Source organism: Methanospirillum sp. (assembly GCF_028679455.1).
Taxonomy (GTDB): domain Archaea; phylum Halobacteriota; class Methanomicrobia; order Methanomicrobiales; family Methanospirillaceae; genus Methanospirillum.
On the sequence record NZ_JAJRBM010000103.1, the window covers coordinates 21882 to 34896 of the forward strand.

Annotated in this window: 16 protein-coding genes; 8 read left to right on the plus strand and 8 right to left on the minus strand. The window is 45.7% G+C overall.

Annotated features, from left to right (window positions below):
* Positions 1–133: 133 nt before the first annotated feature.
* Positions 134–1111, plus strand: coding sequence for a GTP cyclohydrolase MptA (gene mptA / locus LUQ50_RS03490; RefSeq protein ID WP_300036241.1), 978 nt, complete (start codon positions 134–136; stop codon positions 1109–1111).
* A 2-nt stretch (positions 1112–1113) separates the two neighbouring features.
* On the opposite strand, the gene LUQ50_RS03495 is transcribed toward mptA, so the two are convergent.
* On the minus strand, positions 1114–1629 hold the full coding sequence (locus tag LUQ50_RS03495) for a HepT-like ribonuclease domain-containing protein (RefSeq protein ID WP_300036243.1): 516 nt from the start codon (positions 1627–1629) through the stop codon (positions 1114–1116).
* Positions 1630–1914: 285 nt separating this feature from the next.
* Positions 1915–2637 carry a hypothetical protein gene (locus LUQ50_RS03500; protein WP_300036245.1) on the minus strand — a complete coding sequence of 241 codons (723 nt, stop codon included), beginning with the start codon at positions 2635–2637 and terminating at the stop codon, positions 1915–1917.
* Between the two features lie 269 nt (positions 2638–2906).
* Here LUQ50_RS03500 and LUQ50_RS03505 point away from each other — a divergent pair, with 269 nt between their 5' ends.
* Positions 2907–3407 (plus strand): hypothetical protein, encoded by a 501-nt coding sequence (locus tag LUQ50_RS03505; protein WP_300036247.1) that lies wholly within the window; start codon positions 2907–2909, stop codon positions 3405–3407.
* A 148-nt stretch (positions 3408–3555) separates the two neighbouring features.
* Here the strand turns inward: LUQ50_RS03505 and LUQ50_RS03510 are convergent, their stop codons facing one another.
* The 6 genes from LUQ50_RS03510 to LUQ50_RS03535 all read right to left on the minus strand — a co-directional run bounded on the left by LUQ50_RS03510 (position 3556) and on the right by LUQ50_RS03535 (position 8560).
* Positions 3556–4443 carry a hypothetical protein gene (locus tag LUQ50_RS03510; RefSeq protein ID WP_300036249.1) on the minus strand — a complete coding sequence of 296 codons (888 nt, stop codon included), beginning with the start codon at positions 4441–4443 and terminating at the stop codon, positions 3556–3558.
* 187 nt (positions 4444–4630) lie between these two features.
* A complete protein-coding gene (locus LUQ50_RS03515) occupies positions 4631–5521 on the minus strand; it encodes a hypothetical protein (RefSeq protein ID WP_300036251.1) in 891 nt (296 codons plus the stop codon).
* A 146-nt stretch (positions 5522–5667) separates the two neighbouring features.
* Positions 5668–6393 carry a methyltransferase domain-containing protein gene (locus LUQ50_RS03520; RefSeq protein WP_300036253.1) on the minus strand — a complete coding sequence of 242 codons (726 nt, stop codon included), beginning with the start codon at positions 6391–6393 and terminating at the stop codon, positions 5668–5670.
* The gene (locus LUQ50_RS03525; RefSeq protein ID WP_300036255.1) at positions 6386–6727 is read right to left on the minus strand and encodes a nascent polypeptide-associated complex protein; all 342 of its coding nucleotides are present in this window, start codon (positions 6725–6727) and stop codon (positions 6386–6388) included. The genes LUQ50_RS03520 and LUQ50_RS03525 overlap by 8 nt, the downstream gene beginning before the upstream one ends.
* Entirely contained in the window at positions 6724–7188 is a 465-nt protein-coding gene (locus LUQ50_RS03530; RefSeq protein ID WP_300036257.1) for a PUA domain-containing protein, read from the minus strand. The genes LUQ50_RS03525 and LUQ50_RS03530 overlap by 4 nt, the downstream gene beginning before the upstream one ends.
* Complete coding sequence (locus LUQ50_RS03535) at positions 7160–8560, minus strand: DHH family phosphoesterase (RefSeq protein ID WP_300036259.1); 1401 nt, start codon at positions 8558–8560, stop codon at positions 7160–7162. Before LUQ50_RS03535 ends, LUQ50_RS03530 begins: the two co-directional genes overlap by 29 nt.
* Positions 8561–8693: 133 nt before the next feature.
* Between LUQ50_RS03535 and LUQ50_RS03540 the strand changes: the two genes are divergently transcribed.
* The 6 genes from LUQ50_RS03540 to psmA form a co-directional block, all read left to right on the plus strand.
* Positions 8694–10115, plus strand: a complete 1422-nt coding sequence (locus LUQ50_RS03540; RefSeq protein WP_300036262.1) for an NAD(P)H-hydrate dehydratase — start codon at positions 8694–8696, stop codon at positions 10113–10115.
* Positions 10112–10579 (plus strand): cyclic pyranopterin monophosphate synthase MoaC, encoded by a 468-nt coding sequence (gene moaC / locus LUQ50_RS03545; protein WP_300036265.1) that lies wholly within the window; start codon positions 10112–10114, stop codon positions 10577–10579. The genes LUQ50_RS03540 and moaC overlap by 4 nt, the downstream gene beginning before the upstream one ends.
* A 107-nt stretch (positions 10580–10686) precedes the next feature.
* Positions 10687–11277, plus strand: a complete 591-nt coding sequence (locus tag LUQ50_RS03550) for a 50S ribosomal protein L15e (protein ID WP_300036268.1) — start codon at positions 10687–10689, stop codon at positions 11275–11277.
* Positions 11258–11944 (plus strand): RNase P subunit p30 family protein, encoded by a 687-nt coding sequence (locus LUQ50_RS03555; protein WP_300036271.1) that lies wholly within the window; start codon positions 11258–11260, stop codon positions 11942–11944. The genes LUQ50_RS03550 and LUQ50_RS03555 overlap by 20 nt, the downstream gene beginning before the upstream one ends.
* A 7-nt stretch (positions 11945–11951) precedes the next feature.
* Positions 11952–12425 carry an Rpp14/Pop5 family protein gene (locus LUQ50_RS03560; protein WP_300036274.1) on the plus strand — a complete coding sequence of 158 codons (474 nt, stop codon included), beginning with the start codon at positions 11952–11954 and terminating at the stop codon, positions 12423–12425.
* On the plus strand, positions 12415–13015 hold a 601-nt coding region (gene psmA, locus LUQ50_RS03565), incomplete at its 3' end, for an archaeal proteasome endopeptidase complex subunit alpha (RefSeq protein ID WP_300036277.1). The genes LUQ50_RS03560 and psmA, both read left to right, overlap by 11 nt.

Sequence of the window (13015 nt, forward strand, 5' to 3'; positions counted from 1 at the left end):
CAGGACCGACCCTCGATTTCAGGACTATTGTAAAAGATTACTCTTTTTTCTATTCAGACAGATAGGCAACCTATTAGTATCTCGAGTACCCAGTTGTAGGAATCAGCTCGATCCCTACCATATGAAAGGAGCGATGATCATAACGAAAACTGCAGAGCGGTCATTTGTCAGGGAATTACCCGATGTTCAATCTACCACGCCCGATGTACGGATCAACCTTACCCGGGTGGGCGTAAAAAACGTTAAAAAAATGGTAGAGGTGTCCCGTCCCGGAAAACGTCCGGTCATCTTTATATCAAATTTTGACATCTTTGTTGACTTGCCAGGAAGCCTGAAGGGAGCGAATCTATCACGAAATTTTGAGGTGATCGATGAGGTACTTCAACAGGCAATCGAAGGGGAAGTCAAAGAAATCGAAGAATTATGCAGCATGGTTGCCAGAAAACTCCTCGATAAGCATGAGTATGCTGACCGCACCGAGGTTCTCATGCGAAGTGAGTTTATGGTTGCCGGTGAAACACCGGTCACCCGGACGGTCTGCCAGGAGGTTGTGAAAGTATTTGCGAGTGCAATAGCTAAACGCACCTTCAAAGATCCAATCGTGCGCAAGAGCATCGGTGCTGAGGTTACAGGAATGACTGCCTGCCCCTGTGCACAAAATATTATGAAAGAACGGGCACGTGAAGTAATGGAAGGGCTCAATATTGAAGCTCCTATCATTGAAAAGTTTTTCCAGGAAGTGCCAATGGCAACTCATAACCAGCGGGGAAGGGGTTTTCTTTCGATCGAGACCGATGATGAGAGCCATGTTCCACTTGATAAGATCATCAGGATATTAAAGCAGTCAATGAGTACCCCAATCTTTGAGCTACTTAAAAGAGGGGACGAAGGCCATGTTGTCCTTGCAGCCCACAAAAATCCTCGCTTTGTTGAAGACTGTGTTCGAGAGATGGCAAGAAGAGTTCACACCGAGTTCGGCGATCTTCCCGGTGATTCGGTAGTGACCATTGCCCAGGATAATGAAGAGAGCATTCACCAGCACGATGCATTCGCTGAACGACAGGCGACGATTGCAGAATTATCTGATGAGATAAACGGGGATAGCCCCTAATCTCATGAAAAAATTAAGAGTATTGCGATTACACAGACAAACAGAACAATTCCCACAATAAGAATCATCTGTTTTCTGGTTATCAGAGTAGTCTTGGCAAGTTCTTCCCGCATCAGCAGTAGATATGATTCATAGCGTGGAAGTGAATCCAAAACCTCTTTCAGATCCTCTTTTGTCACTTCGTGGAAATGGTGTGAGCACTGGTTTCTGAAATCAACAAGTCTGATCAGATCCTGACGGGTCGCAGGATCAATGATATCATAATCTGAAAGACGTTTGAAGATCACTTTATTTTTGATCTCTTCTTCGGGGCCGGCATACCCACGAAAATAAACCGTTTCTCTCCCAAGATCAATCAACCGATTTGCCAAAGCAAAAAGAACCATCGAAAGCGCATAGAAATTACGGCGATCCCGATCATTACGTCCAGGTTGCTGACTGATACTGTGGGCATCCTCACAATATTGATTGATGTCAGATATGATTTTATTCTGTTCCGGAGTTAGTCCATGACCCATATCTCTTTAGTAGTTGGGTATGGATCAGGATAAGCAGATCAGTCTCTGCGATCAAGTACAAAGTTGAGACGAAAATTGACTGGACATGAATGAACCTCAATTCCTGGTTTCCAGATTATTCCATATCATATTGTCTATCATTCCTCCTTTGCTTAGTCAACAGTAATCGGATGACATCTTGCATAGTACTATCTGATTACTAGGATGAAAAACCCCGTGAACTCCGATACCGAGCTATAATCCAAACAATTTGTTGCAATTGACGGAATTATACCATGATAAATATTATAGATCGGGATAGATCCCTGAACCATAGTCATACGCCTTTAAAAAGTGAATAATCCCCCCTGTTACAAATGATTTATCAGATACAAAATTATGTGATGAACTCCGGTTCCATTCATCAGCACCATTCGATCTGGACTCCATAGACGATGCAGAAATCTCAGTCAATACTGAACCAACTGCATAACCCAACCCGGAAGTAGGATTTGGAGTGATATCAATGCGATATAAAAGAGCAGCTGGCGTATTGCTACTATCAGAAGCCATCCTGGCATCTGCCTTCGTTGAGATCTGTACACTATTTATATTAACCAATGTGCTTCGGGCCGTTACCGTATTACAGAATGCTGGGATAACCTGAGCTGAAGCACTAAATACACAGGATATCGGGTTATCTGATGCTGAATAATTACCTACATTACTCAATGAAATTTCCTCATCCGCAAAGAGATGACTCCCATCAATACTTTCGTAGGTGATGAGTTTAGTACTCTCCAGATTATTCAAACCCCCACGCTGGTCAGATGAATCAAAACCAAATTGTTTGTTCATCATAAGATGACCTCCATTAGTCATGGTTGAATCACGATAAACCAATGAACCAACTGCCTCATCCGATTTTACTATTCCAGGACCAAGATATTGATTCGAAAGATCCCAACTCATTATAGTATGATCATCAACCATCCCCACCACATCAATAACTGTAGTGATAGAGATCATCTGATTCTCATACGTAGCATTTGGGAGTCACATAGCCTGACAGATGCAGACTGATATTACAAGCAAATAGACAAATAGAATCAAAATTCGATAGTCCCACATAACCCCACCCCACCAGAGTGACGCAATGGGATTTTATCGCGGAGGTTTAATTAGTTGCTCTTAAAAAAATAGGTAAATATTAATCTAAAGATTATGACAGTTTAAATAATGGGACCGAGGGCTGCATACTCTTCACATCACTTGAGTTGAACTTCGTTGAAGGCTGCATGCTCTTCACGTCGCTGGAGTTGAACTTCTCGGAAGGCTGCATGCTCTTCACGTCACTGGAGTTGAACTTCTCGGAAGGCTGCATACTCTTCACGTCACTGGAGTTGAACTTCTCGGAAGGCTGCATACTCTTCACGTCACTGGAGTTGAACTTCTCGGAAGGCTGCATACTCTTCACGTCACTGGAGTTGAACTTCGTTGAAGGCTGCATACTCTTCACGTCACTGGAGTTGAACTTCTCGGAAGGCTGCATACTCTTCACGTCACTGGAGTTGAACTTCTCGGAAGGCTGCATACTCTTCACGTCACTAGAGTTGAACTTCGTTGAAGGCTGCATACTCTTCACGTCACTGGAGTTGAACTTCTCGGAAGGCTGCATACTCTTCGGGTATAATACATCATCAGCAACGGAAATGCCAACAATACTTACTATTAAGGCGATTATTACACCCGAAACCATCACCATACTCATACGCTTCATATCAGGATTCCTCACATAAAGTTGATGGATATCCTATTTAATCTTACTATCATGAACAAATAAAAAAACCATCCGATAAAGATTCTTTTCAGAAAACAATCAAAGTGCGATGTAAAAGTACATCGAGGTTACCATTACCAATTAAAAAAGATCTTAAAAGATCAGAGTTACACTCTGAATCCTGATTTATACGCGAAACTCTTCTGGAAGTTCTTGATGCCACCAGTTACTGCAGTACTGTCTTTCCAGATGTTGGTGGCTGCGGTCTTGTTCCAAGTAGCGGTCTTATAATCAGAGGCGGCAGAGCCATCATACCCATAGTTGGTATCACCACCATCACGGGCTTCCATGATACTGCCCGCAAACACCGTCTTCACGGTCCCTTCTGCATAACCACTCCCTGAGTTAGTATCAGGAGTAACTGCAATCTGGTAGTTCAATTCTGCAGGCGTCCCCGCATCAGAAGTTACTGCGCGAATTTGTCCTTTAGTAGAAATCTGAGCGCTATTGATATTGATAAGACTGCTCTTTGCAGTTACAATATTACAGAAGGCTGGAAGACTATCACCTGCACCAGTCGAGAAAACGCACCTGATATTACCATCACCGCTTGCATAATTCCCAGCTACTGATAGAGTATACTCTTCTTCCCCAACCAGATGTGCACCCTCAACACTGGCATAGGTAAGAACTTTCTGGGCTTCAATATTATACAGACCTGTTGACTGATCCTGTGAGTTGAAATCAAAGTTCTTGTTCATGCTCAATTTCCCACCATTCGTCATGATGGAATCACGGTAGGTGATATCTGCAATCGATTGCGAAGCTCCGAGAATACCGGTCGGGATCGCTCCAGGTGATCCAATCACCCAGGATAATACGGTATTATCAGATACAAAACCGGTAACATCTATGACTGTACTGATAGAAAATACCTGATTTTCAGGGGTCTGATTTGGTAAGCGGTCACCGGCCGCAGAACCCATGAGGGCGATAAAAACCACCAAGACGGCACATATTAATTTTCCATATCTCACAATAATTCCCCACACCATGCCAGCACCCCGGCATATATGGATACATTATGATCTGGATTATAAGTAGTTTCTTGAACTCAGGAAATGTGCAATTTGAGGCATAACTTAAGAGTTCAAAACATTCTCTATTTTTAATTTAAGAGAAGAATCACGGAATTAAGACGAGAAATACAAAAAAAGGGAAAACTAAAGAGTAGTCTTTAGTTTAGCTGAGTTTCTGGAAACCAGACTGGTATGCAAATGCCTTCTGGAGAGTCTTGATGCCACCGGTTACAGTGGTAGAATCTTTCCAGGTGTTGGTTGCTGCGGTCTTGTTCCAGGTTGCAGTCTTGTAGTCTCCGTCTCCACGATCGTCAGTATCTTCTCCGTTACGGTAGTAGTTGGTCTTGCCACCGTCACGGGCTTCCATGATGCTGCCTGCGAAGACAGTGCTAACAGTTCCTTCTGCAAAGCCGCTACCGGAGTTTGCATCAGGGGTGACTGCGATCTGGTAGTTCAGAGCTGCTGGAACATCAGCGGTCTCTGCAACTGCGCGGATCTGACCCTTGGTGGAGATCTGAGCGCTGTTTACATTGACAAGGCTGCTCTTTGCAGAGACAATGTTACAGAATGCTGGCAGGATGCCTCCGTGGTTCTGTGAAAAGACACAGCGGATGTTGTCTGCAGCGGTTGCGTAGTTACCTGCAACGGAGAGAGTGTACTCTTCCTCGCCAACCATGTGTGCACCTTCGGTGCTGGCGTAGGTCAGGACCTTCTGCTGCTCAATGTTGTACAGACCCTTTAACTGGTTCTGGGAGTTAAAGTCGAAATTCTTATTCTCGGCGAGCTTTCCACCGTTGGTCAGGATTGCATCCTTAAAGGTTACATCAGCGATTGTCTGACCTGCTCCAAGAATACCGGTTGGAATTGCACCTGGACCTGCAATGACCCAGGACATGGTGGTCTTATCATCTACTGCACCAGTGACATCGATTACGGTGTCAATGGAGAAAAGCTGGTTTTCAGGGGTTGCATTGGGCAGCCTGTCTGCTGCTGCGAACCCGGTGACTGCCACAAGGGCGACCAGTGCAACAATTGCTGCAAATACGAACTTCATTTATTTCCTCCTACATTTCATGCTGATACTCTCAGCATCAACATAGACACGTTGTCAGTAACGAGTTATATATTTTCTCAGTTTTAGAAATCGCAAAAATAAACTTAAACTGGAATTGAACAAAAAACGGGAGTTTGGAATTTTGATTACTTCCGCATAATCGTGATATACCCGCTATGACAGACACGGGTCGAGGGGCGTGTCCCTCGTTCACTCCGATCCATATCACGCATAATGCACTCATATGAAGCAGACTCAAAAAACAGGCCATGAGCATTATCATGTGCCAAGATCATCTGTTCAAAAAAAGGAGTGTAACATACCAGATAACCACCCGGATTGAGTATCGTATGAGCATGGATCACATGTTCTGCTGTCAGACTGAGATCCAGATGAACGATATCATAAATCCTGGTTTCCTGAAGAATCTCACCGGTAATAATCTCCAGATTCTCTATCCCGGCCTCCCTGACAGTTACCCTTGCCTGTTGCGCAAATTCCTCTTTGCGTTCATATGAAGTAACCTTCCCTGCAACTCCTGCAAAAAATATTGCTGCAATACCACTGCCAGTCCCGGCATCTAGTACCCGGTCTTTTTTATTCATCCCGGTTAGCCCAATAACGAGGCCAATATCGCGGGGCAACATAGGAGCTCCGGTCCGTTTCGCAAATTCAAAAAAATCGGTAGCCCGGGGAAGGCGGATGGTAAGTTCCTTTCCGGAATGAGTTTGGATGTTGTCACCGATCTCTTTCCCAATGAGTTGACGAAGATCTACCAGACCCACATCGGTTCCAATCTTCTCATCACCAGCTTTCACCAGCCATGATTTTCCATACCCGGAGATGAGAACCAGATCAGAGTATTCAATCATTTCCGGCAAGTTTCAAAATTGCATCAGCGATATCACCCTTCGATGTTTCAAGGGTCGATCTGGCCTTTTCTACAGATACGCCCGCCTGCTCTGCGACCAAAATTACATCCTCATCAGGTATCACTGCAGTTGCCTCTTCAAACCGTGGTTCTCCGGTTATTTGCCAGGTAGTGACACCCTGCATTTTCATGATGGCAACTTCAGCCTGATCAAACACATATCTCCCTTGCGGAGTGGTGATTACTATCTCCTGAACATCTTCGATTGGACGAACATCCATACCGAGTTGTTTCATCATCTGTTTCATTTTACGGGGATTCATTCCAGGTATCATTCTTTATCCTCCTGATCTTTTCCTTTTCTTACTGATACAGCAACTCCACATTCAGACAAAAACATCTCTTTTCCGGAGATCATAGCACTTCCTACTCCCTGTAATGTTCCATCGCCTGATACAACCAGCACCTCATCTCCGGCCTGGATATCCAAAGCAGCATGCATAACATGCTTCGCAAAAACACTCTTTCCGATCGCTATGTAAGGACAGACATCATCCTGAATCGTGACACGACAACCCGGAGGATTTACTATCTGACACAGGCGTTTTGCCCCGGTAAGTCCAAGGGTAAGCCTACCATCATGAGCACGGAGGGTGGCAAGTCGCCTGCCATCAAGCATAACCTGACGTACGCCTCCTCTTCTGGAAGTAATAAATCTGCACGATTCGGGGAACAACTGATTGCCAATGTCTTTTCCAAACTGGTAGTCAGCAAGAATCCGGACTCTTTTGAGCATATTGCTGCCTTAATATGTGGTTGACTTCTTCGATAAACTCTCGTTCTGCATCATGTGGAATAAAGGCTCCAGCAGCAATCCGGTGTCCACCACCCGACGAACCATCAAACCGCTCGCATGCGGTACTCAATGCCTTCTGAAGATCCACACCTTTATCCACCACTTCCTGCCGGGTCCGCATTGAGATCTTTGTTTTGGTGGGATCCAAAGAGTCCTCGCACATGATCAAAATCGGCTTTTCCGGGTTAAGTCGTGACAGGGACATGCCTGCTCCGATCCCAACGATAGTGTCAGGGAACCGATCACCAACATGAATATAGAGGAGGTGTGAAAGTTCTGACACGCCAGTATCGGTTATATATTCCATTACCTCGCGGATCTTACTCCGGTGGTTTCTGAGCATCTGTTCAGCTTCCCGGAATGCAACAACCCGATCACCCCGACAGATCTTTCCACCGAGCTCAGGCCTCTTCCACCGCCCGCATGAGTTCAGAAGTGTTGCATATTCAGAGGCATTGCGAAGGGTTGCCTGCGCCTGATTCTCATCAGGAAAAAGATAATGATCTGCAAATAGCCGATCCAGATTCTTTCCAAAAGCCAGCATCTGATCAATAACGGCACATACCACGGCCTGTTTGTCCTCAAAAGGAAGAGTTTCCCAAACCGGCCAGCGAGTACCGGATAGTGGTTTTATTCCGATTTTCTCGAGAAAAATCCGTGCACCATCAGGTACCTGAGATACTCCGGGAATATCAATATCGTCAGAATAAGCAAGAGCATTTGGCAGTGGTCGGGTGGAAATACCATAGATATTCAAATCATGTTCCCAGACTTCAACATTACCATATCCGACACCATCAGCAAGTATTTCATGTGCCGGGCCTGTCAACTTCAGATTCTCCCGGTCCATCATATCACCGATATTACCAACAATTGCCAATTTTGCGAGATCACGGTTGATATCATCCATCTCCCGAGCCACTAAGTATGCTACTCCGGCAGCACTCATCTTTTCATACCCATGCAAAAGGCAGTTCACTTCCAGATAACTGATATCAGCAGGCTGACTCACATGGTGATCGATGATGACAATATCATCCGGGGAGAGGCCTTTTTCCTGAAGCATTGACTGTTGACCGGACCCGAAATCAGAAAAAATCTTGAGAGATTCATCATCCGGGATCTCATGCAGGGTTAGCGGATCCAATTGTCGGAGGTAGACACTCCTCGCAGGAATCCCCGCCCTGGATATTGCTTGAGAAAGAATTGATTCACTTGAGATTCCATCTGCATCGATATGAGAGATGACAGTCACTGAATTGCTGGAAAGAATTACATCAGCAGCCGACCGTACATCCTGATCAAAACTCATTAATGTGCATTGGAGATACATGCAGAAAAGGAAGGGCATTCAATGATAGATCGGAATTCCAATGATGGAAAAATGTGATAGATATAGGAAAATCAGGAAAACTCGACGCAGTGTTTAATTCGATTGATTTATCATGAGATTCTGGGCAGATTTTCAAAACATTAAGAGTCATCTTTCCGATGAAGTCATATCTCCTGCTAGAATGCGGGTGATTGATAAAAACGCCATGGCTCTTGGAGTCAGTGATCTGCAATTGATGGAAAATGCCGGTCATGGTCTCGCAGATATTATCCGGAGTTATCATCCCACATCAGTGCTCATCCTTTGTGGTTCTGGAAATAACGGGGGGGATGGAATGGTAACTGCACGCCTTCTCGCCCGGGATACTGTAGTGACAGTTCTGTATTATAATAGTCCACATATGTCTGCGGCATGCAGAACTCAACTTTCATCGCTTTTGTATTGCAGCGTTCAACTCCATGCAATCCGATGTAGAGATGACGTACTCTCCCTACAACACCTCTTCGCACAATCAGATCTTATTCTGGATGCCATGCTGGGTACCGGGATGGCCGGAGTACTACGTGAACCATACCTGAGTTGTGTACATCTTGCAAATAGTGTAAAAACCACGATCATATCTGCGGATGTGCCAACTCCAGGAATAAAACCCACAACAGTATGCGCGTTTCATCGGGCAAAGTGTAAAGATGCGGAGGTTATTGATATCGGCATTCCGGTTGCTGCGGAAATCTGTACCGGGCCCGGGGATCTTCTCCTAATCCCAAAGCGTGAACAATCCGCACATAAAGGTGTTGGAGGGTCCCTCCTGGTTATTGGTGGGGGCCCATACCAAGGAGCACCATATCTGGCCGGTATGGCAGCCCTTCGTGCAGGCGCTGACATTGTACGTGTTGCATCACCTTCTCAACTTCAGTTCCCGGATCTGATTCATGAGCCGGTACAAGGAGACAGGATATCAGTTGATGATACTGAGAATCTTATCAGATTATGCGAACGTTGTGACGTTGTTGTCTGCGGCATGGGACTCGGTTCAGAAAGTCATGAGGTGGTCAGCGCAATCGCCCCCTACTGTCGAAAGGCAGTATTTGACGCTGACGCCCTGCGCATTCCATCACCAGTAGGAAAAGAGACCATTTACACCCCACATGCGGGGGAATTTACCCGCATTACCGGAATAAATCCGGGTAACGACATCCTAACTCGGGCAGAAGTTGTTAAAAAAACTGCAAGAGGAACAACAATTCTCCTCAAAGGAGAGACAGATATTATTTCAAACGGAGAGCAGATCAGGTTCAACCAGACCGGAACTCCGGCCATGACCACTGGGGGAACCGGAGATATTCTGGCAGGAGTGTGTGGGGCATTGTTTGTTTCACTTTCTTCTTTTGATGCTGCATGCATCGGAGCGTATGCCTGTGGACGCGCCGGGGAGATAGTAACAGAAAAGATGGGATACGGGCTGATTGCACAGGATATTCTTTCGGTTATTCCTCAAGTACTGTACCAGAATAATTCAATGGAGAACGAATGACAGAATTCACACATATCACCGATGACCGGGTTCGCATGGTTGATGTCTCAACAAAAAATGAAGTTAATCGCGAAGCTGTCGCATCGGGAACTATTATATTACGACCCGAAACCATCCTGGCAATTACTAGCGGAACAACAGTCAAAGGAAATGTCCTGGCAACTGCGCGGGTGGCAGCAGCGATGGCAATTAAAGATACTTCACGGCTCATTCCGATGTGCCATAATATTCCAATTCATGGGATTGATATCGCATTTGAACTGGACGAGATATCCATAACGACGCGTGTGAAGGTGATATCAAGTGGTAAAACAGGAGTTGAGATGGAGGCACTGGTAGGGGCCAGTACAGCGTTGCTTACGATATGGGATATGGTAAAATCTGCTGAAAAGGATGAGAACGGGCAGTATCCGGTGACCCAAATCAGAAATATCAAGGTTGATGAGAAACGGAAAGGTAACTGACTTGTAAGAGACGCCAATAAATAGCAGTGTCCCCCAGATAATAAGGAATACGGGATTTGTCCCGTTAGGTATGTGGCCTGATTTCAGGCTGAACCTCTGGAGATATTATGGCAAAATCGATGTATGCATATGTCAGAGATGCATGGAAGGTCCCGGCAAAGTCCGGAGTTCGTGCACTTCTCTGGGAGCGTATGCAGGTTTGGCGCAGGGAAGGAAGTGTGGTCAGGGTCAACCGGCCAACACGTATTGACCGTGCACGTTCACTCGGATATAAAGCAAAGCAGGGTATTGTTGTCGTCAGAGTAAAAGTTCGCCGCGGTGGTCGGCGGGCATCCAGATATGTTCGTGCGCGAAGAACTGCACGAATGGGCGTCAACAAGCGTACCATGGGTAAGAGTATTCAGCGGATCGCAGAAGAGCGGGCCAGCAGAAAATATCCAAACATGGAAGCATTGAACTCCTATTGGGTTGGTGAGGATGGAAAACAGAAGTGGTATGAGGTTATTCTCGTGGATCCACATCACCCGGCTGTTAAAAACGATTCCACCCTCAATTGGATCACTCAATCCGGGCACCGGGGTCGTGCTGAACGTGGAAAGACCAGCGCTGGTATGAAAGGCCGTGGCATGGGCACGCGTGGAATAGGTACAGAAAAGTGCCGCCCAAGTGTCAGGTCCAATGCCAACCGGGGAAAATAACCTTTTTTTGATGCATTGTATTGACGGCTGTACTTTTCCATATCCATCAGGCTCCTGTTCAGTTAGCCGGTCAGTTCATGAACTGAAAGCACTCGGATATACTGGAGGGGTCATCTGCAATACCCCGATACCAGAACTTGAGACCCCGGATTTTCAAATCATCCCTGCCCGTCATATCAGAAGGGGAAGTGTTCGGGAGCTACAAAAGGACATTCAGGAAACTACCAAAAGGCGGATGTATTGCATGGTCCAGGCAGGAGAAAACAAAATGAACCGAACGTTTTTGACTATGCCAGGAGTACATGCCCTCTCTGAATTACATACTGCCCCTAAAAATGCATTTGACAGGTTTTGTGCCCAAATTGCTGCGGAACGAAATGTTGCAGTCGATATCCGGGTCCGGCCACTCTGGGAGTTACGGGGGATATCCAGACAACGGGTGATACGACTGTATGAAGAGATCCTTCTTCTGCAAAACCGATATGAATTCCACCTCACCATCTCAAGTGGTGCATTGACACCATTAGATATGCGAGGGCCACGAGCAATCGAAACTATTCTCACTGAAATCGGGATGGATCGAGATCTAATTAGAAAATCATTTGACTCAATTCCAAACCTGATGAAAGGATACAAATCAGCACGGGAGATTTCTGATGAGACTTAGGCCCTCGATGCGGGAGAACTACCGGTACCTGCTTGCCAGGATTGAACCACCAGTGCCCATGGATGCCAAAGAAATCTTTTTAGTCATCTCTGACGTCTATTGCTCACTTTTTGGTGAAATTCAGGCATCTTATGCGTGGATCGCGGTAATGGAGTATACGCCCCCTTACGGTATCTTCAGATGTAGAAGAGGATACGAGCATACAGTCGAAGCAGCGCTATCCTGCGTCACATCAATCAGAGGAATTCCTTCTGTTATACATCCATTCAAAACATCCGGTACGATTAGAACCATCAGAGAAAAAATCAACCAGAACAAGGTGGATATAATCCGAACAGGAAAGGTAAAAGTAAATGAGACGTGGATTTCTGTAGAAATCAATTCAACAGACAGGATAGATCTGAAAGAGAAGGGCATTAATCATAATATGCCCCTCTATATAACGGAAGAGGATATCGAGGACCTGTACTATGATGAATAATAACCAGGCAGCATATGATCGCGCGATAACCGTCTTCAGCCCAGACGGACGGCTTTACCAGGTAGAGTATGCCCGCGAGGCGGTCAAACGGGGAACCACTGCGGTAGGAATCAAATGTCAGGACGGAGTGGTTCTGATTGTCGACAAACGTATAAACTCCCGCCTTCTTGAGGCTAATTCAATTGAAAAAATATTCAAAATTGATGAACACATCGGAGTAGCCTCATCAGGTCTGGTGGGTGATGCCCGCGCCCTGGTTGACAGAGCCAGAGTTGAGGCCCAAATCAACCGGATATCATATGATGAACCCGTTGACGTCGAGACACTATCTAAGAAACTCGGGGATCATATGCAGACATATACCCAGTTTGGTGGAGCCCGCCCCTACGGAACTGCTCTCTTAATTACCGGTATTGCTGATGGAGAGTTCAGATTGTTTGAAACCGATCCGAGCGGTACACTTCTGGAATACAAGGCAACCGGAATTGGAACCGGGCGTCCAGCAGTAATGAAACTCTTTGAAGAGGAGTATACCTATGAGTGTTCCCTGGATGACTCAATCAAACTTGGATTAAAAGCACTTAACGAAG